16 protein-coding genes are annotated in these 23413 nt (G+C 69.8%); 7 read left to right on the top strand and 9 right to left on the bottom strand.

What is annotated here, in order from left to right:
* Nucleotides 1-19 precede the first annotated feature (19 nt).
* Both HUA78_RS34335 and HUA78_RS34330 read right to left on the bottom strand, forming a co-directional pair.
* The gene (locus HUA78_RS34335; protein ID WP_174478096.1) at nucleotides 20-760 is read right to left on the bottom strand and encodes a double-CXXCG motif protein; all 741 of its coding nucleotides are present in this window, start codon (nucleotides 758-760) and stop codon (nucleotides 20-22) included.
* 7 nt (nucleotides 761-767) lie between these two features.
* Entirely contained in the window at nucleotides 768-1328 is a 561-nt protein-coding gene (locus tag HUA78_RS34330) for a TIGR02269 family lipoprotein (RefSeq protein ID WP_174478095.1), read from the bottom strand.
* 263 nt (nucleotides 1329-1591) lie between these two features.
* On the opposite strand from HUA78_RS34330, the gene HUA78_RS34325 reads away from it, so the two are divergent.
* Complete coding sequence (locus tag HUA78_RS34325; protein ID WP_174478094.1) at nucleotides 1592-3310, top strand: DEAD/DEAH box helicase; 1719 nt, start codon at nucleotides 1592-1594, stop codon at nucleotides 3308-3310.
* Between the two features lie 6 nt (nucleotides 3311-3316).
* On the opposite strand, the gene HUA78_RS34320 is transcribed toward HUA78_RS34325, so the two are convergent.
* The 5 genes from HUA78_RS34320 to HUA78_RS34300 all read right to left on the bottom strand — a co-directional run bounded on the left by HUA78_RS34320 (nucleotide 3317) and on the right by HUA78_RS34300 (nucleotide 9509).
* Entirely contained in the window at nucleotides 3317-3997 is a 681-nt protein-coding gene (locus HUA78_RS34320; RefSeq protein ID WP_174478093.1) for a Fe2+-dependent dioxygenase, read from the bottom strand.
* A 17-nt stretch (nucleotides 3998-4014) separates the two neighbouring features.
* Nucleotides 4015-6219 carry a TonB-dependent siderophore receptor gene (locus HUA78_RS34315; RefSeq protein WP_254624053.1) on the bottom strand — a complete coding sequence of 735 codons (2205 nt, stop codon included), beginning with the start codon at nucleotides 6217-6219 and terminating at the stop codon, nucleotides 4015-4017.
* 221 nt (nucleotides 6220-6440) lie between these two features.
* The gene (locus tag HUA78_RS34310; protein ID WP_174478091.1) at nucleotides 6441-8018 is read right to left on the bottom strand and encodes a PepSY domain-containing protein; all 1578 of its coding nucleotides are present in this window, start codon (nucleotides 8016-8018) and stop codon (nucleotides 6441-6443) included.
* An 8-nt stretch (nucleotides 8019-8026) separates the two neighbouring features.
* On the bottom strand, nucleotides 8027-8884 hold the full coding sequence (locus HUA78_RS34305; RefSeq protein ID WP_254624052.1) for an energy transducer TonB: 858 nt from the start codon (nucleotides 8882-8884) through the stop codon (nucleotides 8027-8029).
* Nucleotides 8885-9020: 136 nt separating this feature from the next.
* Nucleotides 9021-9509 carry an 8-oxo-dGTP diphosphatase gene (locus tag HUA78_RS34300; protein WP_174478090.1) on the bottom strand — a complete coding sequence of 163 codons (489 nt, stop codon included), beginning with the start codon at nucleotides 9507-9509 and terminating at the stop codon, nucleotides 9021-9023.
* Between the two features lie 314 nt (nucleotides 9510-9823).
* On the opposite strand from HUA78_RS34300, the gene gltB reads away from it, so the two are divergent.
* Nucleotides 9824-14380: a glutamate synthase large subunit gene (gene gltB, locus HUA78_RS34295; protein ID WP_174478089.1), complete on the top strand. Its 4557-nt coding sequence runs from the start codon at nucleotides 9824-9826 to the stop codon at nucleotides 14378-14380.
* Nucleotides 14381-14383: 3 nt separating this feature from the next.
* Complete coding sequence (locus HUA78_RS34290) at nucleotides 14384-15844, top strand: glutamate synthase subunit beta (protein ID WP_174459287.1); 1461 nt, start codon at nucleotides 14384-14386, stop codon at nucleotides 15842-15844.
* 3 nt (nucleotides 15845-15847) lie between these two features.
* On the opposite strand, the gene HUA78_RS34285 is transcribed toward HUA78_RS34290, so the two are convergent.
* The gene (locus tag HUA78_RS34285) at nucleotides 15848-16048 is read right to left on the bottom strand and encodes a hypothetical protein (protein ID WP_217442696.1); all 201 of its coding nucleotides are present in this window, start codon (nucleotides 16046-16048) and stop codon (nucleotides 15848-15850) included.
* A 362-nt stretch (nucleotides 16049-16410) separates the two neighbouring features.
* Here HUA78_RS34285 and HUA78_RS34280 point away from each other — a divergent pair, with 362 nt between their 5' ends.
* Together HUA78_RS34280 and rnk are read left to right on the top strand one after the other, a co-directional pair.
* Nucleotides 16411-19218, top strand: coding sequence for an ELWxxDGT repeat protein (locus HUA78_RS34280; protein ID WP_174478088.1), 2808 nt, complete (start codon nucleotides 16411-16413; stop codon nucleotides 19216-19218).
* A 105-nt stretch (nucleotides 19219-19323) separates the two neighbouring features.
* Entirely contained in the window at nucleotides 19324-19740 is a 417-nt protein-coding gene (rnk, locus tag HUA78_RS34275; protein WP_141646227.1) for a nucleoside diphosphate kinase regulator, read from the top strand.
* Nucleotides 19741-19797: 57 nt separating this feature from the next.
* On the opposite strand, the gene HUA78_RS34270 is transcribed toward rnk, so the two are convergent.
* Nucleotides 19798-20562: a ParA family protein gene (locus HUA78_RS34270; protein WP_174478087.1), complete on the bottom strand. Its 765-nt coding sequence runs from the start codon at nucleotides 20560-20562 to the stop codon at nucleotides 19798-19800.
* Between the two features lie 266 nt (nucleotides 20563-20828).
* Between HUA78_RS34270 and HUA78_RS34265 the strand changes: the two genes are divergently transcribed.
* Nucleotides 20829-21662 carry an MBL fold metallo-hydrolase gene (locus HUA78_RS34265; protein ID WP_141646228.1) on the top strand — a complete coding sequence of 278 codons (834 nt, stop codon included), beginning with the start codon at nucleotides 20829-20831 and terminating at the stop codon, nucleotides 21660-21662.
* Between the two features lie 15 nt (nucleotides 21663-21677).
* Complete coding sequence (locus HUA78_RS34260) at nucleotides 21678-23273, top strand: sigma 54-interacting transcriptional regulator (protein ID WP_174459282.1); 1596 nt, start codon at nucleotides 21678-21680, stop codon at nucleotides 23271-23273.
* The last annotated feature ends 140 nt before the right edge of the window (nucleotides 23274-23413 follow it).

Below are 23413 nucleotides of genomic sequence, written 5' to 3'. Positions count from 1 at the left end.
GGCGAAGGGGATTCCAGCCCTACGACGCTGGTCGTGGCGGGCGCTCGCTGTAGCCAGCGGAGTCCTCCGCCGCCAGCTCTACCAGGAGGATGTCACTGGGGTCCTCCATCGCGTCGAGTGCGTGCGCGAATCGCTCGGACGCGCAGACCACGGTAGGGGCGTCCTCGAGCCTCCACAGGTCCAGGTCTGGGACCTGCGCACTGTCGAGCCAGTACCGCTGTGGCAGTCGCCAACCCGCGCGGCCGCACACGCCGCACGGCGCCTCAACGGTGGCTGGGAGACACTCGGGGGCCAGCCGTCCACGCGCCGGAATCTGCAGCTCAAGCAGCTCCGTGACGGTGCGGCGCAGTTCGTGGCGCGCGGGCGTTATTCCGCGGAGCCCCGACAGATACTCGAGCGCGTCTGTGCGCACCCAGACCGTCCAGGGGTCGGTGAGCGTCACGGGCCCCCACCGCCCGAGCGCGGTCCCCATCGCCGGGCCAAACTCCGTCCCTGGCTCGAGGAGCGCCCCGGGAGGACACAGGGGCCGCACCAACTCGCGCAACTCCACCACCTCACCCCACTGCGCCGGTCGCGGCTCCTCGAGGCGTCGTGCCCAGTCCACACCCGAGAGGTCGACAGCTGGGTACGCGAGGGTGCCGCTCCAAGTCTCTCGACATCCTGGACAGTCCTCGACGCCTGGGAGGCTCCACTTTCGAGTGGCGCGGAGTGCCGCGCTCCACCGCCGGCGCGCTGGTGTGCGTAGCTCGTAGACGCGCATGACGTCCTCACGGAGGCGGGAGGGGAGGGAGATTGAGGTGTTGATAGTACGTCACCGGGATACCAAACACGTTGTACTTGCGTATCAGCTCGCGAGCGAAATCGAAGTGCTCGACCTTGGTGGCGCGCCCCCTCGTATTGCGGCGCCACTCAAGCCACTCGGTATTCCACGGTCCCCCGTCTCCATCCTTGTGCAAGGCCCGGTGATGGACCACATCGATGATGACGGTCCAGTCATGCACTGCGATGCCTTTGGACCGGAAATAAAGCTCTTGGGCCTGGGGGAATATGTGGTGCCGCTCGTGCGGCCGATCACGCCAGAGCGCATAGCGCCGCTCTGTCTCGAGTTGGGACGGCAAAGGCTCCGGCGGATACCAGTTGAACACCATCGCCTTGGTGGACGGGCCAGCCTGTACGGCCCCCCAGTTGCGCTGGGGAGACGATGGTGCCCGCGGAGGGGCGATTGCGCCTGCGGGGCGCTGGAGCACCTTGCGTGACTCTCCGCGAGGTGGCGGCATGGTGCTCGCGCAGGCCGCGAGCAGGAGCGTGAGGGCGAGAGTTGCGCGCATGGGTCCCCCCGAGGGATGCGGTCATCTTAAACCGCAATGGCACGGGCCCCAGGGTCTGCCTCCACCGCTCAGGCCCGGCGACGCCCTTGTCCGGACAGTCCTTTCAGACGAAGAAGCCTGACCCGTTGGACCTTTCGCCCCCCACGTGAGGGGTCGGTTCGCGGCCGTCCACCCACCAGCGCCCACCAGGGACGCGATAGATGTGGGACAGAAGGGCGATTCTTAAAGCCACGAGGGAGGAAGCCGGTGGTACAAGCCCCGACGTGACTTCCGCACCGCCGTCTTCGCCCCCCGTCGCCTCCTTCGAATCCCTGGGCCTCAAGCCCCAGCTCGTGGAGGCGCTCAGTGCCCTCGGATACGAGGAGCCCACGCCCATTCAGCAGGCCGCCCTCCCCCCGCTGCTCGCAGGGAAGGACCTGCTCGGTATCGCCGCCACCGGCACTGGCAAGACGGCGGCCTTCGCCCTCCCCCTCCTCCACCACCTGAACCCGGGTGAGGCGGGCCCCCACAACACCTCCGCCCTGGTGCTCGTCCCCACGCGCGAGCTGGCCATGCAGGTGTCCGAGGCCATCCACCGCTACGGCCAGAAGCTGGGCGCCACCGTCCTGCCGCTGTACGGCGGCCAGGTCATCGGCCAGCAGCTGCGCGTGCTCAAGCGCGGCGTGGATGTCGTCGTCGCCACCCCCGGCCGCGCCCTGGACCACCTGCGCCGAGGCACCCTCCAGCTCGAGAACGTCCGCACCGTCGTGCTCGACGAGGCCGACGAGATGCTCGACATGGGCTTCGCCGACGACCTGGAGGCCATCCTCTCCGGGACGCCCGAGAACCGGCAGACCGCCCTCTTCTCCGCCACCCTGCCCCCGCGCATCGCCAGCATCGCCGAGCGCCACCTCCACCAGCCGGTGCGCGTGCGCATCGCCAAGGAGAAGGTGGAGCCGGGTGAGCTGCCTCGCATCCGGCAGACCGCGTACGTCGTCCCGCGCTCGTTCAAGATCGCCGCGCTGGGCCGGCTGCTCGATGTGGAGTCCCCCACCGCCGCCATCATCTTCTGCCGCACCCGCACGGAGGTGGACGACCTCACCGTCTCCCTCAACGGCCGGGGCTGGCGCGCGCACGCGCTCCACGGCGGCATGACGCAGGAGCAGCGAGACCGCGTCATCAAGCAGCTCAAGTCGCACGGCACGGACCTGCTCGTCGCCACGGACGTCGCGGCGCGCGGCCTGGACATCCCCCGCCTGTCCCACGTGGTGAACTTCGACGTGCCCAACGCCCCGGAGGCGTACGTGCACCGCATCGGCCGCACGGGCCGCGCGGGTCGCGAGGGCGTGGCCATCACCCTCGTCGAGGCCCGCGAGAGCCGGCTGCTGCGCAACATCGAGAAGGTCACCGGTCAGCGAATCACCGTGTCCACCATCCCCACCGTGGCGGACCTCCGGGCCCGTCGCCAGGAGCTGATGCGCGCCACGCTGCGCGAGACGCTGGTGGCCGGCGGACTGGAGTCGCTGCGGAGCATCGTGGAGGACCTGGCCGGCGAGTTCGAGCCGCTCGACATCGCCGCGGCGGCCGTGAAGCTGCTCCAGGACTCGCAGGACGAAGGCCGCGCGAAGGAAGAGGAGGAGATTCCCGCGGTCTCGCCGGCGACGGAGCGGCCGGCTCGCTCCAGTGGCCCCTCGTCGGGACCGGGCGGGCGTCCCGTCCGCTCGGAGCGAGGCGCCCCGAAGCGCCCGGCGGGCCCTCCGTCCTGGGACACCACCCGGCTGTGGATTGGCGCGGGCCGTGTGGCGGGCATGCGTCCCGCCGACCTGGTGGGCGCCATCGCCGGTGAGGCGGGCCTGGACTCGTCGCGCATCGGCGCCATTCAGATCGCCGACGGCTTCTCGCTCGTGGAAGTCCCCGAGCCGGATGCCAACCGCGTCATCGCCGCGCTGAAGGCGGCGACCATCCGCGGCCGCAAGGTCGTGGTCCGCAAGGACCGGACCTGAGGTGACTCAGGGCTCCGCCCACTGGCGGAGCAGGTTGTGGTACACGCCCGTCAGCATGACCAGTGAGGGGCTCCTGGGCACCTCCTGGTTGAGCTGCATGATGGCGGTGTCCATATCGAACAGCAGGGCGCGCCGGGACACGTCGCGCACCATGCTCTGCACCCAGAAGAACGAAGCGAGCCGCGCCCCCCTCGTCACCGGGGTGACGTGGTGCAGGCTCGTCGACGGGTAGATGATGAGGTCCCCCGCGGGCAGCTTCACCGCGTGGTGGCCGTACGTGTCTTCCACCACCAGCTCTCCACCGTCATAGCTGTCCGGCGCGGAGAGGAAGAGCGTCGCGGACACGTCGGTGCGCACGCGCTGCCCCGTCCCCGGAACGGGGCGGATGGCGCCGTCCACGTGCGAGCCGAAGGACATGCTCGTGTCGTAGCGGTTGAACAGCGGGGGAAACACGCGCTGCGGAAGCACGGCGGAGATGAAGAGCGGACTGCGCTCCAGCCCCGCCAGGACGAGTTCCCCCAGCTCCCGCGCGGCGGCGCCGCCTTCGGGGAGCTGGAGGTTCTTCTTCACCTGGGCGGACTGGTGGCCGGCCGTGACTTTGCCGTCCGTCCAGTCCGCCTGCTCCATCACCGCGCGGCAGCGGGCCACCTCGGGCGCGGTCAGGACATTGGGAATGTGCAACATCATGACCGCGACCCTCTTGGTTAGAAGCGGTAACGCGCCGTCAGCAGCGCGGACACGCCATCGGCGGGCACCGCGTGGCCGCCGTAGTACTGGTCGTAGTACAGCGTGTCGGTGAGGTTGTAGACGTTGAGCTGGACCTGCGCCTTGCCGAACGCGTAGCTGGCGAACGCATCGAAGCGCCAGAAGTTCGGCACGTAACTGGTCGCCGTGGTGGGCGCCGCGGGATTGCTGACGCTCGTCACGTCCTGGTAGACGGCGCCGCCGCCCACGGTGAAGTCCTTCAGCGGCGAGTACGTCGTCCACAGGGAGATGCTGTGGCGCGGCGTGTTGGGCAGCCGCTGGCCCACGAGGAACGCGTTCGTGTGCTCCACGATGGCGGAGTCCATCAGCGTGTAGTTGGCGAGCACCTTCCAGCGCTCGACGATGGTGCCGGCGATGCCCACGTTGAAGCCCTGCACGCGCTGCTCACCCTCGAGCACCTGCGGCGGCCCCTCCGGGTCCGTGTTGGGCACGCGCGCGTCCGTCTTCGTGATTCGGAACACCGCGCCCGTCAGCCCGAGCCGGCCGTCGAGCAGGTCCGCCTTGGCGCCCGCCTCCAGGATGGCGTTCTTCTCCGGGTCCAGGCTCACGGTGTCCGCGGACACCGAGCCCAGCTCCGCGGAGGGGCTGGAGGACGTGCCGTACATGCCGTAGACGCTCACCTTCTCCGCCGGGTGCAGGACGACGCCCGCACGCCAGTTGAAGAGGTGGTCGCTCTTGCGCAGCCGGCTCTTGGCGCCGGTGTTGCCCGTGGTGGAGTAGTCGGTGTTGAAGACGTCCCAGCGCAGCGAGCCCACCAGCTCCAGGTACTGACCCACCTGCACCTGGTCCGCGGCGAAGAGGCCGAGCGTCCGCTGGATGCTCACGTTGGAGCCGGAGAACACCGGCGACACCGCGGACAGGTCCGGCTCCGCGTCCGGCTCGAACAGGTCCGCCGGGATGTTGGGTCCGGTGGGCAGGCCCACGGCGTTGAGGTTATCGCGGGACTGGCCGCGCTTCTCCCACGACAGCTCCACGCCCGCGTTCGCGGTGTGCTTGATGAAGCCCGTCTCCACTTCGCCGCCCACGGTGGCCTGGTTGGAGATGACGGAATTGTCCGTCTCCGTCTGGAAGCGCTGCCGGCCGATGGTGGTCGGCGCGCCCGCGGGGGTGAGGCCTCGCGGCGCGGTGGGGCTGGCGAAGCGGTCCACGCGACCGAAGCGCAGCGTGTTGGTGAACTGGAACTGCTCGCCCAGTCCCTGGGTGAGGCGCGCCGTGGCGACGTGGGCATCCACGCGCTCGGTGTCCGCCTTCACGCCGTAGAAGTTCTCGCGTGGGACATCCAGCGTCTCCGTGACGGGCTTGCCGTTGAAGTAGGGCACGCCGTAGTCGGGAAGGCCGTCCTCGCGCTGGAAGAGGTAGTCGAGCTCCAGCGTGGTCTGCTCCGCCACCTTGAAGCGCAGCGAGGGCGCCAGGCCCAGCCGGTTGTCCTGGACGACATCGCGGCCCGCCGTGGAGGCCAGCTGGCCCATGAGGTTGAGGCGCGCCTGGAAGTTCTCCGACACCGCCTCGTTGAGGTCCGCCTCGACGCGGCCCGACGGCGCGGTGCCGCCGCTCAGCGCGACCTCCTGGAAGGACGTGCGCTTGGGCTTCTTCGTCACCAGGTTGATGGCGCCGCCCGTGGAGCCACGGCCGAAGAGCACCGAGGACGGACCGAAGTACGCCTCCACGCCCTCCAGGTTGAACGTGTCGCGGGTGAACCAGCCCAAGTCTCGCGCGCCGTCGCGAGACACGTCGTTCTGCGCGGAGAAACCACGCAGGATGAAGGCGTCACCCTGACGGCCACCTTCGCCGGCGCTCATCGTGATGCCGGAGACGTTGCGCAGCGCATCCCGCACCGTGGTCGCCTGCTGCTCCTCGAGCACCTCCTCCGGCACCACCGTCACGGACTGCGGCGTATTCACCAGCGCGCGCTGGACGCGGGGCAGCGAGCTCTCCTTGACCTGATAGCCCTCGGCGTCGCCCTGCACCTGCACGGTGGGCAGCGTGAAGTGACCCTCGGTGCCCTGGGCTTCCGGGGCGGGCGTCGTGCCCTGGGGCTCCACGGGCGCGGCCTCCACGGGGGCCTCCGCCGCCACCGGCACCTGCTGTGCTTCCTGCTCCTGCGCCACCGCCCCACCGGCCGCCAGCGCCGACGCGAGCCCCATCGCGGGACCCCACGGCCTCAGCGCGGAACGAATTCCTCCCGTGTGACCCGCGCTCGTCCGGATTCCAGGGCTGCGTGACTTGATGAACGACATGACTCTCCCCACTCCCAGGCCCATCGAGGGGCCGTTCCAGTTAAATTGAGAATGACTGCGATTTTCAGAATCAACCAAGGGACGCCCGGGGGCGTCGCGGGAACCTCGCCCGCCCGTTTCGAGGTGTCCTAGGCGGGGGTCTCCGGCGAGCTCACGGGCGTGGGCTCGGACGACGCCGGCGCGGGCGTCGAAGTGCGCGGGTTTCGCTTCGGGAAGAAGCGTCGCCACGACAGGGCGAAGCCGGTCCACACGAGGAAGACACCACCGAGCGAGGCCATCGCGGCGATGAGCTGGCCCACCCACCCGAGCGCCTCGCCGGTGTGGAGGAAGCGCAGCCAGGTCCTCAGCTTGCGTCCGCTGTTGAAGTCCGCGAAGCCCTCACGCTTCGCGATGACGCCCGAGAACGGGTCCACCGAGAACTGAGTGGAGGCGAACAGCGGCCATCCATCCTGTTCCTTCACGTTGAAGGTGACGGCGTCGACCTTGCCGTCGCTGTCACCCTTCGGGCCGCGCGACTCACCGCGCGACTTGCCTTCGGCTCGGCGCTCACCTTCCGCGACGGGCGCGCTACCCCGCGACTCGGCGCGACGCTCGCCCTCAGCGGCCGGTGCCTCAACACGGCGCTCACCTTCCGCGACGGGCGCGCCACCTCGCGGCTCGGCGCGAGGCGCACCCTCACCCGCTGGTGTCTCGGTGCGACGCTCACTGTTGGTGACGGGGGACTCAGCGCGACGCTCGCCCGCCACGACCGGAGCCTCGGCGCGAGCGCCAGGCTCACCCTGCCCTGCCGGTGGCTGCGCGGACGGTGCCTGCCCTGAGGGAGCGGACGGCTTGTCCTGCCCACCCGCCCCGCGGGGCGGCGACGGCAGCCGATACGTGATGCTCGCCCAGGCGGGCACCTGCTCCTGGACCGTCGCGAGGAGCGCACCCAGGTCCTTGCGCGGCGCTCCACCCTCCGGCGGTGTCACCTTCACGCCCGCGGACCCCGGAGGCCCCTGCGTCGCTGGCGCGGGGTTGCCCGTCACCGAGTAGACGAAGTCCGACGCCCACTTGTACGAGATGACCATGCCGGACGCCGTGAGAACCACCAGCACCGGCATCGACCAGAGCCCGATGACGTTGTGCCAGTTGAAGTCGCGAGGCTTGCCCTTCAATCCCCGCTTGAACCAGAGCACCGGACGCACCGTCTTCAGCGTCCACTTGCGCGGCCACCACAGGTAGAGCCCCGACAACGCCAGGAACAGGAAGCCCGCGTTGGACGCGCCGGTGATCGCCTTGCCGATGGCGCGATTGTCGCCGCCCGTCGCGAGCCACCGGTGCCAGTCCTCCATCACATGGAAGAAGTCCCGCCAACCCTTCGCCCCACCCTCCCGCACCTCGCCCGTGTACGGATTGACGAACACGACGCCAGCGCGCCCCAGGGCCACCTGCGCGGCCGCCGTCGCGGACGGATACACCGTGACACCCGACACCTGGGCCTCGGGCTTCGCCTCGCGAACCTTCGCCACCAGCGCCTCGATGGGCAGCCGCCGGACCTCCGCCTCGGGAGCCGGCACGGCGCGAGCCTCGGCCTCCGCCCACTCGAGCACCTGGGACTCGAACGCGATGGCCACCCCCGTCACCGACATGATGGCGACGACGATGCCAACGACGACACCGACGACAAGATGAATCCAGAACAGCGGCTTGCGGAGCGGGAGGGCCATGACCTGCTTCAATTCAAGGAGAACTGGACGGGAAGCTCGAGGATGACGCGCACGGGCTTGCCCTGGCGTCCGATGGCCGGCGTGAAGCGCCACCGATTGACGGCCGCGATGGCCGCCGAATCGAGCATGGGAATGGAGCGGATGACCCGCGTGTGCTCGGTCTCAACCTCACCGTCCGTGCCGACGATGATGCGCACCAGGACGAGCCCCTGGACGCCATCGACGCGAGCCCGTCGGGGGTACTCCGGCGTGAGCTGCTTCAAGACGGACGGAGGTCGCAGCACCTGCCCCAACCCCACCGCCTCGCCCGTCCCCCCCGGAGCGCCGACGATGCCGCCCTGCGTGCCACCAGCCACCCCACCCGCGACGCCCCCCACCACGCTCGGCTTCGACGTGTCTTCGGGACGCGCCTCCGCGGTGGCCTCGGGCACGCTCGTCTCCGCCTCTTCAACGGCCGGAGCCTCCTCGGGCGGCGTGGGCTCGACGATCTCGGGCCTCTGCTGCGGCACCACGGCCCGAGGCACCACCACCGGACGCGGCGCGCGAGGGCGGGCCTGCCGCGACGCACGCTCGACCGAAGCGGGACGCGGAGCGCCTCCCGAGGCGGGCGGAGGGGGCGCGAAGGAGAGGAACACCAACTCCGGCTCCTCCGCCACGGGCGCCACCTGGGCGGGCGCGGGCAGCGCCATTCCCACCCCCAACACCCCCACGTGAGCCACCACCGCCATGACGAGCGCCCAGCCCCACCGGGCCCAGACGCCTTCTCGTTCCAACGTCTCGCCCAGGCGGAACAGTTGCCCGGACGACACGCTCCGCTCGGCCGGCGGGACGCCCTCCACGGAGGGGATATTGAAATTGAGAACCATTCTCATCTTCAGAATCCATAGAACTACGCCCGCGAGCCAGGGCTCGTCAACGCGCAAGCTCAACTTGGACGTATTTGTTTCATCACAGTGGCCAATACACGCACCCCGCGCGTGGCAAACCCAGACAGGGTGCGTCTCACAGCCGCGTGAAACTCCAGCTCAACGCGCGTCCCCCGGAATACGGCATGACGCCGTGAAACGGCCGAGGGTCCTCGTCGAACACGAGCGGCAGGAAGTGCCGGTCTCCGTCCCACATGGGCAGGCGAGGAAGCTCGGCGAGGGGCACCCAGGACAGCGTGCCCTCCGCGTTGCGCTCCAGCGGCGTGCCCTCGAAGGCGTCGATGCGGAAGACGAAGCCGAGCCAGTCCTCACCATGCTTGCCGAAGCCGGGCCAGGACAGCGTGCCGCGAAGGACCATGCGCGTGCACTCGATGCCCGCCTCTTCGCGAATCTCGCGGCGCATGCACGCGCCCACGTCCTCGTCGCGCTCCATCTTCCCGCCGAGCCCGTTGTACTTGCCCAGGTGCGCGTCGTCGGGCCTGGCGTTGCGGTGGATCAGCAGCACCCGTTGCCCGTCCGGCGACATCACGTAGCCCAGGGTGCCGATGATGGGGGTGTAGGGCATGGCGCGGTCCTCATGACGCCGTGCGAGAAGAGCTCGCGCGGACGCGCCGCTTCATAGCGAATCCCGAGCGCCCCCGGTCCACCCACCACGGTGGGTCCCTCCCACGGCGTGACGAGGCCGCCCCTCCCCCGAGGGCAATCGACTGGCCACCCATTGACGAGGGCCTCCGTCTTGGGGGTGGCCGGCAAGGCCCCTTGGCCCACTGCCCGACCACCGGCCTCTCGCTCGTGGCTTCTTTACGGGAGTCGACGCGTCGCGTTAGCGTGTAGCGACACAGCGATGACCTCCCGCGTCAGGCGGGAAAGGGGAAGTTGATGACCGCGATCCTCCCCGGCCGGTACGGCCTCTACGAGCCCGAGACCGAACACGATGCCTGCGGAGTGGGCTTCGTGGCTCACCTGCGAGGTGAGCGCTCTCGAGGCATTGTCGAGGACGCCCTGGAACTGCTCAACCGCCTGAGTCACCGGGCGGCCGCGGGGAAGGATCCTCGAACGGGAGACGGCGCCGGCATCCTCGTCCAGTTGCCGCACCGCTTCTTCGAGCATGAGGCGCCGGAGCTGGGCTTCGAGCTGCCTCCGCGTCGACAGTACGGCGTGGCGCAGGTGTTCCTGCCGCAAGAGGTTGAAGCCCGGGCCGCGTGCGAGGCGGTGCTGGAGGAGGTCGTCGCCGAGGAGGGGCAGCGCGTGCTCGGCTGGCGCGACGTCCCGGTGGCGCCGGAGCACCTGGGGCCGGTGGCTCGCGAGGCCGCGCCCGTCATCCGCCAGCTCTTCATCGCGCGGCGCCGCGTGGTGCCCAGCGCGTTCGAGCGCAAGCTGTACCGCATCCGCAAGCTGACGGAGAACCGCGTGCAGGCGCGCGGCGTGGACCCGATGGGCCGCTTCCACCTGGCCAGCCTCTCCTCGGAGACGCTCGTCTACAAGGGGCTGCTGCTCCCGGCGGACCTGCCGCGCTTCTACCCGGACCTCCAGCACACGGAGTTCGTCAGCGCGCTGGGGCTGGTGCACTCGCGCTTCTCCACCAACACGTTCCCCACGTGGGAGCTGGCGCAGCCGTTCCGCTTCATCGCGCACAACGGCGAAATCAATACCCTGCGTGGCAATCGCAACTGGATGACGGCGCGTCGCGGGCTGCTCCAGACGGCGCGGTTGGGCGGGAGCCTGGAGCCGCTGTGGCCCATCATCGTCCCGGGCAAGAGCGACTCCGCGCAGTTCGACAACATGGTGGAGCTGCTCTACCTGGGCGGCCGCACCCTGCCCCACGCGATGATGATGATGATTCCGGAGGCGTGGGAGGGCGACGCGCTGATGTCGGACGAGAAGCGCGCGTTCTACGAGTACTCCTCCGCGCTCTTGGAGCCGTGGGACGGGCCCGCGGCCATCGCCTTCACGGACGGGCAGCTCATCGGCGCGACGTTGGACCGCAACGGGCTGCGGCCGGCGCGCTACCTCGTCACGGAGGATGACCGCATCATCCTCGCCTCGGAGACGGGCGTCATCGACGTGCCACCCTCGCAGGTGCGCCGCAAGGGGCGCCTGACGCCGGGCCGCATGTTGCTGGTGGACACCACCGAGGGCCGCATCCTGGAGGACGAGGAGGTGAAGCGCGACATCAGCACGCGCTGGCCCTACCGTCGCTGGCTCCAACGCAACGTCTTCACCTTCGACGACCTGCCCACCATCGCCGCGCCGGAGCGGCTGCGGGGCGACGAGCTGACACGGCTCCAGGGCGCGTTCGGCTACACGGTGGAGGACATCCGCTCGGTCATCACCCCCATGGCGGAGACGGGCAAGGAGCCGGTGGGCTCCATGGGCACGGACACTCCGCTCGCGGTGCTCAGCGACCAGGCCCCCAGCCTCTTCTCGTACTTCCACCAGCTCTTCGCGCAGGTGACGAACCCACCCATCGACCCGCTGCGCGAGTCGCTGGTGATGACGCTGGCGACGGCGCTGGGCCCGGAGAGCAACACCTTCGAGGAGACGCCCGAGCAGTGCCATCGGCTCTCGCTGCCCGGCCCCATCCTCACCAACGGGCAGCTCGCACGGCTTGCCTCCATCCACGGCGAGGGCCTGTTCGAGACGAAGCGCCTGTCGCTGCTCTATCCCCTGGACGGCGGAGAGGGCGCACTGGAAGCGGCGGTGGAGAAGCTGTGCGCGGCGGCGGTCGACGCGGTGGACGCGGGCGCGAGCATCCTGCTCCTGAGCGACCGGGGCGTGGACGTCACGCACGCGGCCATCCCCGCGCTGCTGGCCATGTCCGCGGTGCACCAGCGACTGGTCCGTGACGGCATCCGCATGTACACGGGCCTCCTGTTGGAGACGGCGGAGGCGCGTGAGGTGCATCACTTCGCCTGCCTCTTCAGCTACGGCGCGGCGGCGGTGAATCCGTACCTGGCGCTGGACACGGTGCGGGCGATGGCGGACGGGGGCGAGCTGGGGGTGGACGCGGAGAAGGCGCAGGAGCGCTTCATCCACGCCGTGGAGGAAGGACTGATGAAGGTGATGTCCAAGATGGGCATCTCCACGCTCCAGTCCTACCGAGGCTCCCAATTGTTCGAAGCGGTGGGACTTCAGCGCGGCCTGATTGAACGCCACTTCACCGGTACGCCCTCCCGAGTGGAAGGCGTGGGCCTGCCCGAGCTGGGGCGCGAGGTCGCGGAGCGCCACGCGCGCGGCTTCGAAACGGCGGAGGGCCAGGTCCCCGTGGGCGGCCAGTACCGCTGGCGTCGACAGGGTGAGCGGCACAAGTGGAACCCGGCGACAATCGCGAAGCTCCAGGCGGCCGTGCGCGGCAACGACGCGGCGCAGTTCGCGGAGTACTCGCGGCTGGCGGACGACGAGACGCACGAGCACTGTAACCTGCGCGGTCTCCTGGAGGTCGTGACCGAGGGTTGTCGTCCCGTCCCCCTGGAAGAAGTAGAGCCGGCCCTTTCGCTGGCGCGTCGCTTCGTCACGGGCGCCATGTCCTTCGGCTCCATCAGCGCGGAGGCCCACGAGACGCTGGCCATCGCGATGAACCGGCTGGGTGGCAGGTCCAACAGCGGCGAGGGCGGCGAGGAGTCTCGGCGCTACCTGCCGGACGAGCACGGCGACCTGCGCCGCAGCGCCATCAAGCAGGTGGCGAGCGCGCGCTTCGGTGTCACCACCGAGTACCTGGTCAACGCGGACGAGCTGCAGATCAAGGTCGCCCAGGGCGCCAAACCGGGCGAGGGCGGACAGCTTCCGGGCCACAAGGTGGACGAGCGCATCGCCAAGGTCCGCTGGTCCACGCCGGGCGTGACGCTCATCTCCCCTCCTCCGCACCACGACATCTATTCCATCGAGGACTTGGCGCAGCTCATCTACGACCTCCAGTCCACCAACCCGAAGGCGCGGGTGAGCGTGAAGCTGGTGAGCGAGGTGGGCGTGGGCACCATCGCCGCCGGCGTGGCGAAGGCGGGCGCGGGCTGCGTCGTCATCTCCGGCTACGAGGGCGGCACGGGCGCCTCGCCGATTTCGAGCATCCACCACGCGGGCCTTCCGTGGGAGCTGGGCCTCGCGGAGACGCAGCAGGTGCTGGTGCACAACGGCCTTCGCTCGCGCATCCGAGTGCAGGCGGACGGTGGCCTGCGCACCGCGCGCGACGTGCTGGTGGCCGCGCTGCTGGGCGCCGAGGAGTTCGGCATGGCCACCGCGAGCCTCGTGGCCGTGGGCTGCATCATGCTGCGCAAGTGCCACCTCAACACGTGCTCGGCCGGCATCGCCACGCAGGACGGAGCGCTGCGAGAGCGCTTCCAGGGCAAGCCCGAGGACGTGGTGAACTTCTTCCTGCTCATCGCGGAGGACCTGCGGCGCAAGATGGCGGCGCTGGGGGCTCGGACGATGGAGGAACTGGTGGGCCGGGTGGACCTGCTGCGCCAGCGCGCGGCGGTGGACCACTGGAAGGCGCGACGCGTGGACCTCTCCGCGCTGCTGGCCGCGCCCGCTGCTCCGGAGAGCGAGCCCCGTCACTGCACGGTGCCCCGCTCCAAGGATGTGTCGGACCACCTGGACCACGAGCTGCTTCGCGACGCGAAGGCGGTGATCGACGGTGGGCCCGCCATGCTGTTGACGCGGCCGGTGAGCAACACGCATCGCGCGGTGGGCGCCATGCTGTCCGGGGAGATCGCCAAGAAGTATGGGGCGCGAGGGCTCCCGGACGGGCGGCTGCACGTGCGGATGAAGGGCTCGGCGGGTCAGAGCTTCGGCGCGTTCCTGGTCTCCGGCGTCACGATGGAGCTGGAGGGAGACGCCAACGACTACGTGGGCAAGGGCCTCTCGGGCGGACGCATCATCGTCTACCCGCACCAGTCCAGCCGCTTCGTGGCGGAGGAGAACGTGCTGGTGGGCAACACGGCCCTCTACGGCGCCACGGCGGGCGAGGTGTACCTGCGAGGACTCGCGGGTGAGCGCTTCGCGGTGCGCAACAGCGGCGCGCAGGCGGTGGTGGAAGGAGTGGGCGACCACGGCTGCGAGTACATGACGGGCGGCGTGGTGGTGGTGCTGGGCCCCACGGGCCGCAACTTCGCGGCGGGCATGAGCGGCGGTACCGCGTACGTGTTGGACAAGGAGTCGACGTTCCGACAGCGGTGCAACCTAGAGATGGTGGAGCTGGAGTCGCTGGTGGACGAGTCGGAGATCTGGCTCGTGCACGGCATGGTCGAGCGACACCTGCGGCATACGCACAGCGCGCTGGCGCGGCGGGTGCTCGACAACTGGGAGCTGATGGTGCCCCGGTTCGTAAAGGTGATGCCGACGGACTACAAGCGCGTGTTGCAGGCGCGACGCGCGGCGAAGAAGCCACCGGAGACCTCGGTGGGGGCGCAGCTCCAACACGTCGTCGGCGGGAGGGGCTGAACCATGGGCAAGCCGACCGGATTCATGGAGTGGGCTCGCGTCCACCCGCACAAGCGTGAGAAGCAGGAGCGGCTGGGCGACTATCGGGAGTTCGCGCTGCCGCTGGCTCCCGAGGAAGCAAAGCGACAAGCAGGGCGCTGCATGGACTGTGGCGTCCCCTTCTGTCACCAGGGCTGTCCGCTCGGGAACCTCATCCCGGACTTCAACGAGGCCGTGTACCGGGGCCGCTGGCGCGAGGCGTACGACATCCTCACCCGCACCAACGGCTTCCCGGAGATGACGGGCCGGCTGTGCCCCGCGCCGTGCGAGGCGGCGTGTGTGCTGGCCATCGACCGCGACGCAGTGACCATCGAGCAGATGGAGAAGGAGATCGCCGAGCGCGCCTTCACGGAGGGCTGGGTGAAGCCCCGGCCTCCCACCCGGCGCACGGGGCGCACCGTGGGCGTGGTGGGCTCGGGACCCGCGGGGCTGGCGGCGGCGGCGCAGCTCAATGCGGCCGGGCACAGCGTCACCGTGTACGAGCGCGACCCGAAGGCCGGAGGGCTGCTGCGCTACGGGATTCCGGACTTCAAGCTGGAGAAGTCCGTGGTGGACCGTCGCCTCGCGCTGATGGAGGCGGAGGGCGTGGTGTTCCGCACCGGCGTGGACGTGGGCGGCTCGGTGAGCTTCCGTGAACTGCGCGGGCGACATGACGCGCTCTTGCTCGCAATGGGCGCGCGACGGGCGCGTGAGCTGGAGGTGCCCGGGCGCGAGCTGAGCGGCGTGGTGCAGGCCATGGAGTACCTGGAGCACCAGAACCGGCTCGTGGATGGGCACGGTGAACAGCAGGAGCGACTGAACGCTGCGGGCAAGCGCGTGGTCATCCTTGGAGGTGGTGACACGGGCTCGGACTGCCTGGGCACGGCGCTGCGGCAGGGCGCGAAGAGCGTGCAGCAAATCGAGCTGTTCCCCTCGCCTCCCTCCGTGCGCGCGCTGGACAACCCGTGGCCCCGGTGGCCGGTGGTCTTCCGCACGTCGTCGAGCCAGGAGGAAGGCGGCGAGCGCGGCTTCGCGATGCAGACGAAGCGACTGGTCGGCACGGACGGGAAGCTGGAGGCCCTGCACGCCGTGAAGGTGGAGGTGCAGCGCGCGGTCGGCGGCGGCCCGAGGCTGGTGGAGGTTCCCGACTCCGAGACGACGCTCGAGGTGGACCTGCTGATCCTGGCGATGGGCTTCACCGGCCCGGAGACAACGGGACTCGTGGACGACCTGGGCGTGGCGCTCTCGCCTCGCGGCACGGTGCAGGTGGACAAGCGCTTCGCCACCTCGGCGGATGGTGTCTACAGCGCGGGGGATGCCAGCCGGGGCGCGAGCCTCATCGTCTGGGCCCTGTCTGATGGCCGCGAGGCGGCGAAGTCCATCGACGCGTACTTGTCCGGCGGCGTGTCGGTGTTGCCGACACGCGGCGCGGACAGTCCGTTCTGAGCGTCAGGGCTCGAACGTCTGGAGCTGAAGTCCCTCGGCGACAAGCTCGGCCACGGTGACGCGTTGGTCGAGCCGTTCGAGGGGGCAGCCCCAGAGCGCGATGATGGAGCGGTCCAGCTTTCGTGCGAGTGCTGTCGCGGACGTGGCGTGCGCGGCCAGCGCGTTGGCCACGTCCTCTGCCATGGGACGCAGTTCAGTCGGCATCTTTCGATGTCTGACGGAGAGCTGGAACGGGTGGCCCTCCAGCACTCCCGAGGCCCATTCACGCAGCGCCAGGAGCCGGAGTCACAAGGAACGAACGGCGTCAGGAAGGACGACAGGCCGTCGATGAACGTGAACATGTTGGCCCTCCGGACCAGACAGTGGTCCCCAGGCTGACACTGTTCCATCCACCGTGGCGCGCTTCTCGACGCGGCTTCGGCCGCTGAGTCGCCTCGGACCGACCGTGGCGATGTGCCCGGGCGCTCAATTCCCCGTCCCTGGAGGGTGGGTTTTCACGAGGCGGGAGCAAGCCACCTTTGGCGCCCACTCGCGCGAGAAATGTCGCGCGAAGAACGGTGTCCCTCATGGCGTTGCCGCTCCTGCCTTTGTCACTGCTCCTCACGTTGCTGGTCTCCGCGCTCTGCTGTGGCGGAGGAGATGCGGACACCCTGTCGATGGGAAAGCTGGGGGGCACCCCGGACGTGCTGGACTCCCCCTACCCCGTGGACGACATCGCGGGAGGCCGCCTCAGCTCCGGCCCGCATGAACTGACCGACGTCAACGGCACCCTCTACTTCGTCGCCACCGACCGCTCCCGAGGCACCGAACTCTTCAAGAGCGATGGCTCGGACCGAGGCACCTTCCTCGTCAAGGACCTCCGCGCTGGGCCCCTCGGCTCGGAGCCGCGTGAGTTCACCGCCGTGGGAGACACGCTCTACTTCGTCGCCCATGACGGCGAGCACGGCGAGGAGCTGTGGCGCAGTGAAGGACGGAGTTCGAACACCCGCCTCGTCGTGGACTTGCGTCCAGGCCCCCTGGGCTCCCATCCCGAGAGCCTCGTCCAGCTCGGCGAGCACCTCTTCTTCTTCGCCCATGACGGCCAGTCCGGCGTCGAGCTGTGGCGGACGGATGGCACCGAGGGAGGCACCGCGCTGGTGAAGGACATCGCGGAAGGTCCATCCGGCGCCTTCCCTTCCCAACTCGTCGCAGCTCAAGGCCGGCTCTACTTCTTCGTCGACCGGGTCCTCTGGCGCAGCGACGGCACGACCAGCGGCACCGTCGCCGTGAAGGAAGTCGACGCCCCACCTGGCGTCATCGTCCGCCCCAGGGCGCTCACCCAGGTGGACGGCCGACTCTTCTTCTTCGTCAGCTACGAGGACGACGACGACCTTCCCGGTGAACTCCCCGCGCTCGCGCTCTGGACGAGCAACGGCAATCCGAGTGGCACGGTGAGGCTCATGGACCTCCCGTTCCCCACGCTCGAAGGGCCGCTGCGCGCTCGCGCCGCAGGCAACCTCTTCTTCTTCGTCACCAGCTTCCCCGACCATGGCGACGAACTGTGGCGCAGCGATGGCTCCGTGCTCGGAACCTTCCCCGTGCGCGACATCGCCGCGGGCTCCACCAGCTCCAACCCCCGCGAACTCACCGCGATGGACGGGCGCCTCTACTTCTCCGCCTGGTCCCCCGATCACGGTGACGAGTTGTGGCGCAGCGACGGCACACCCGACGGCACCGTGCTCGTCAAGGACCTCGTGCCCGGCCCCCAGGGCTCCGCCCTCGCCTTCCTCCGTGAAGCCAGGGGACGGCTGTACTTCTCCGCGCGCGAGCCCGGGAAGGGCCACGAGCCCTGGAGCAGCAATGGCTCCGGACGCGGAACCTCTCGACTGGAGGACCTGTCCCCCGGTGCGTTCTCATCCGCCGCGCGCGACTTCACGGTCAGCGGCCGTAGGGTGTTCTTCACCGCGAACGAGCGCGGCACCGGCGCCGAGCTGTGGGCACGGGACGTGGGCTACGACTTCCGAGTCGCCGCGAAGCACCTGCTGTGGACGGGCGACGACGAGGACACGCTGCACTCGAGCCCCTCGCCCGCGCGCCTCATCCAGGACATCTTCCCGGGCCCAGGCAGCGCCAACACCCGCGCGTGGACGGCACGAGGCAACACGCTCTACTTCGACGCGGACGACGGCAGCATCGGCCAGGAGCTGTGGCGCACGGACGGAACCCCGGCGGGCACCGTGCTCATCAAGGACCTGCGCCCGGGCCCTCTATCCTCCGAGCCCTCCGACTTCTTCGTCGTCGGCCCATGGGTCCTCTTCTTCGCCGACAATGGCGTCCACGGCCGGGAGCTGTGGCGCACGGACGGCACCACCGAGGGCACGGTGCTGGTGAAGGATATCCGACCCGGCTCGGGGGGCAGCCAGGGCGACGGAACCCCGGTCGTGCTGGACGGCATCGCGTACTTCAACGCGCGCGACGCGAACCACGGCGAGGAGCTGTGGCGCACGGACGGAACCCCCGCGGGCACCACGCTCGTCAAGGACCTGGCCCCTGGCGCCGAGGACGGCTCGCCGCGCTGCCTCACCGTCGTGGGCTCGCGAATCTTCTTCCTCGCGAACTTCCCTGACGCCGGATGGGAGCTCGGCATCAGCGACGGCACCGAGGCCGGGACACATCTGGTGAAAGACCTCCTGCCAGGCCCCACCGGCTCATTCCCCAACACCCTCACCGCCCTCGGCTCGCGGCTCATCTTCGCCGCCAACGATGGCGAACACGGCGAGGAGCCCTGGGTCAGTGATGGCACCGAGAGCGGCACCCGGCTCCTGCGCGACATCTGGCCGGGCCCGAGCGGTTCGTACGCGGACACCTTCACGGTGGCGGGAGACCGCGTCTTCTTCGCGGCGGCGGACCCCCTGGCGGGCCGCGAGCCCTGGCTCAGCGACGGCACCGAGAGCGGCACCACCCTGGCCTTCGACGTGTATCCCGGCCCGGAGGGCTCCTATCCCCTGTGGTTCGGCGCGCTCGGCCCGAGCGTCCTCTTCAGCGCCGATGACGGCACCCACGGCATCGAGCTGTGGCGCACCGACGGCACGCCCGGCAGCGCCTTCCTCGTGAAGGACATCCACCCGGGCCCCGCCCACTCGGAGCCCCGCTGGATGACAGGCGTGGGCACGACGGCCCTCTTCCATGCGGACGATGGCGTCAATGGCGCGGAGCTCTGGGAGACCCACGGCATGGAGTCGGGGACGCGGTTACGACAGGAACTGGTACCCGGACCGCTCGGCGCGCTCCCCTACTTCTTCACGCACGCGGGGCCCCAGGTCTTCTTCCTCGCGGACGACGGCGCCCAGGGAATCGAGTGGTGGGTGCTGAAGCTCCCGGACGACGGCGGCTGAGGCCCCGCATGGCTCTCCGGGCTCGCCGGGAATAGATATTTCGCCCAGCCGTTGGCGCGGTGTTGACCCTATCCTCATTCTTTACTTTTCACGGGAGCCATCGACATGACCAGCGAGCAGTCCCTCATCGTGACTGAGACCGACCTGGAGCGTCTGCGCCAGGTCATCGACCACCATGGAGGGGGCCGTACGGCCGAGCTCGTGGAGATGCTTGATTCGGAGCTGTCCCGGGCCCAGGTGGTGTCCTCGGAGACGGTTCCTCCCAGCGTCGTGACGATGAACAGCACCGTGCTGTTCGAGGATGAGCAGACCGGCGAGCAGCGGCAGGTCACGCTCGTCTACCCGAGGGACGCGAAGAGCGACGAGGGTCGCATCTCCGTGCTCGCCCCCATCGGCAGCGCCCTCATCGGCCTGTCCGTGGGGCAGTCCATTGCCTGGCCGCTGCCGAGCGGGCGCACCAAGCGACTGCGCATCGTCGCCGTGCCCTACCAGCCCGAGGCCGCCGGCCACTACCACCTCTGATTGATTCGCGCGAAGGCGCCCGTCCCGTGCTCCCGGGGCGGGTGCCCACGCCGTAAGTCAGCGCAGGCCCACGCGCTTCGCCAGCTCCTGCGCCAGGGCCCGCAGCTCCTCGACACCCGGCGCCGCGGGGCTCGTGTCGAACACCACCTCGTAGCCCAGCCCCGCTTGATTGATGGACTCCGAGCGCGGAATCCGCGCGCGCAGCACCGGCACCGTCGAGTCCTTCAGCGCCTCTTCCATCGCCTCGTTGGTCGCCGTGGTGCGCCGGTCCCACAGGTTCACCACCGCCACCAGTTCGCCGCTCTGCTGCTCACGCACGTCGCGCCACGCCGCTTCGATTTCGCCCAGGCCCTGGAGCGCGAAGGCCCCCGTGGGCACCGGCGCCACGACGAGGTCGGAGAAGCCCAGCACCGCCTCCGTGTACGCGCCGATGCTCGGCGGCGTGTCCGCGAGGATGACGTCCGGCGTCCAGCTCAGCGTCTTCAGTGCGCGCGGAATCGCCTGCAGGCGGTGTCCCCATTGGAACAGCTCGCGCTCCATCGAAGCCATGCGAGGCGCCGCCGGCGCGATGAAGAGCGTGGGCCGCTTCGGTGACGCCACCACCACCTGGTCCAACCGGTACTTGGGCCGCGCGCCCAGGGCCTCCCCGACACATGGCCCCTCGCGACTCTCCAGCCCCAGCACAAGCGACGCGTGCGCCTGGGGATCCAGGTCCAACAGCAGCACGCGCTTGCCCATGTCCGCCAGCGCGGAGGCCACGTGCGCGCAGAGCGTCGTCTTCCCCACGCCGCCCTTGATGGTGCAGAACGCAATCAACGCCATGGCTCCGTCCTATACCGGATCTCCCACGCGGGCGATGAACGCCAGGGCCCCCAGCAGCCCGGCCATCAGCCGGAACTCCCCGTAATTCTCGATGCCCCGGAATGGTACGGCCGCACCATCCAGGGGCGCTCCAGAATGGTGCGGTGCCCCGCAACGTCAGACCTCTCGTCAATAATTCCAGCCACTTGGACATGGCATCCCACGTGCTCAAGCACGGGGCATCAGGGCGTCCTCACGGAGGCCCTCCATTGAATGAGGAGGTCGTCATGGATATCCGGTTCTACGGCGTTCGGGGGAGCATCGCTGTCTCGGGTTCGCGCATCGGCGGCAACACGGCATGCGTGGAGGTGACGAGCCAGGGCCACCGGCTGATCCTCGACGCGGGCACGGGCATCCGGGCGTTGGGTGAGGTGATGATGCGCGAGGGCCCGCCGCACAAGGTCGCGATGTTCTTCTCGCACCTGCACTGGGACCACGTGCAGGGCTTCCCCTTCTTCACGCCCGCGTACCTGCCCACGACGGAGCTGACGATGTACGGTCCCGGCGCGAATGGCGCGCAGGCGCTCCAGTCGGAGCTGGCGGCGCAGATGCAGCCGCCGCACTTCCCGGTGCCGCTGAGCATCATGCGCTCGCGGATGGACTTCCTGTCCGCGCTGCACGGCAAGACGGTGGAGGTGGGGCCCTTCAAGGTGACGCCCATCGACGTGCCGCACCCGCAGGGGTGCCTGGCGTACCGGGTGGAGGCGGATGGGCACTCGTTCATCTACGCCACGGACGTGGAGCTGTGCCGCGAGGACCTGACGCCGGAGGTGGCGCGGCTGTTCGAGGGCGCGGACGTGTTGTGCCTGGACGCGCAGTACACGCCCGAGGAGTACGACGGCCGCAAGGGCATCCCGAAGAAGGGCTGGGGCCACTCGACGATGATGGACGCGGCGGACGTGGCGAAGACGGTGGGCGCGCGGCGGCTGTGCCTGTTCCACCATGACCCGGCGCACACCGACGAGACGCTGGAGGACATGGCCGAGCAGGCGCGCACCCTCTTCCCCGTGTGCGAGCCGGCCCGCGAGGGGCAGCGACTGATCCTGGGCCGCGCGGCCTGAGAGGCGGGCGGAACGATGCCACTCGAATGCTATGGTGACGCGTCGGCCTTCATCCTCCCGCCACTGCCCACCATGCCCCCTGCCGCGGACATCACCCAGGTCCTCCTCCCCTTTGGAGCGCTCGTCGGCAGAGAGGTGGACCTGGATGCATTCCTCCAGACGTTGATGGACCGCATCGCCGCCACCATGCAGGCGGACCGGGGAACCTTGTGGCTGTTGGACCCCGCGCGCCGGGAGCTGTTCAGCCGCGCGGCGCACCTGCCGGAGGTGTCGCAGATTCGCGTGAAGCTGGGCCAGGGCGTCGCGGGCACCGTGGCCCAGGAGGGCCATTCCATCAACGTCCCGGACCCGCGCGGAGAGCAGCGCTTCTTCGCGGACATCGACCGGATGACGGGCTACCGCACCACCAGCCTGCTGGCGGTGCCCCTGCGCGACGCGGACGGCGCGCTGTACGGCGTGCTCCAGGTGCTCAACCGTCGCGGGGGAGATCGCTTCACCCCGGAGGACACCGAGCGGCTCGACGCGATTGCCTCGCAGGTGAGCACCGCCCTGCAGAGCACCAGCCTGTACCAGGAGCTCCAGCGCGCGAAGGACCAGCCGCACGCCCCGGTGGGCTACTTCTTCAACCGAATCATCGGCGAGTCCCCGCAGCTCCAGGCCATCTACCGGCTGGTGCGCAAGGCCGCGCCCACCGACGCCACCGTGCTGCTGCGCGGAGAGAGCGGCAGTGGCAAGGAGCTCTTCGCGCGCGCCGTCCACGTCAACGGGCCGCGCCGCGACAAGCCCTTCGTCAAGGTGGACTGCGCCGCGCTGCCCGCGACGCTCATCGAGAACGAGCTGTTCGGCCATGAGCGCGGCGCCTACACCGGCGCGGACCACCGCATGCCCGGCAAGTTCGAGGCGGCGGACAACGGCACGGTGTTCATCGACGAGATTGGCGAATTGCCCCTCCCCGTGCAGGGCAAGCTCCTGCGCGTCATCCAGGACCGCGAGTTCGAGCGCGTGGGCGGCACCCAGGCCATCAAGGTGGACGTGCGCATCGTCGCGGCCACGCACAGGGACCTCGCGCGCATGGTGGCGGAGGGACGCTTCCGCGAGGACCTCTACTACCGCATCAAGGTCGTCGAGGTCGTCCTGCCCCCGCTGCGCGAGCGCGGCGCGGAGGACATCGAGCGACTGGCCCGGCACTTCGTCGCCGCCGTGGCGCGACGTCACCGGCTGCCTCCGCCCCGGCTCAGCCCGCTCGCGCTGGAGCGACTCAAGCGCTACCGCTGGCCCGGCAACGTGCGCGAGCTGGAGAACTGCATCGAGAGCGCGGTGGTGCTGTGCGAGGGCGAAATCCTCGAGGAGCACCTCCCCCTGCCCGACATGGACCGGTTGCCTCCCGCCAGCACGGCGCCCCAGTCGATGGCGGACCCCGCTCGCGCGACGGCCAGTCCCTCATCGGCCGAGGCCGGACTGCTGCCACTCGCGGAGGTGGAGCGCCTCCACATCCTGCGCGTCCTGGACTCGGTGAAGGGCAACCGCACGGCCGCGGCGAAGGTGCTGGAGATTGGCCGCAACACCCTGGCCCGGAAGCTCAAGGAATACGGCCTCGGCGACGAGGTGTGACCTTCCTCCCCGCGGGCCCACCCCCTCGCGCCCAGGCAGCCAGCCGGGCCAGCCCTGGACTCCACCTCGAAGCCGACAGCACGTGCCTCCCGGGATAACCTGGAGCATGCTGGGACGGCACTTCCATGCAGGTCGAGGGG

It is taken from the genome of Myxococcus sp. CA033, assembly GCF_013336625.1.
Lineage (GTDB): Bacteria > Myxococcota > Myxococcia > Myxococcales > Myxococcaceae > Myxococcus > Myxococcus llanfairpwllgwyngyllgogerychwyrndrobwllllantysiliogogogochensis.
Note: the sequence above shows the minus strand (reverse complement) of the source record. Positions and strands in the feature narration are given on the sequence as shown.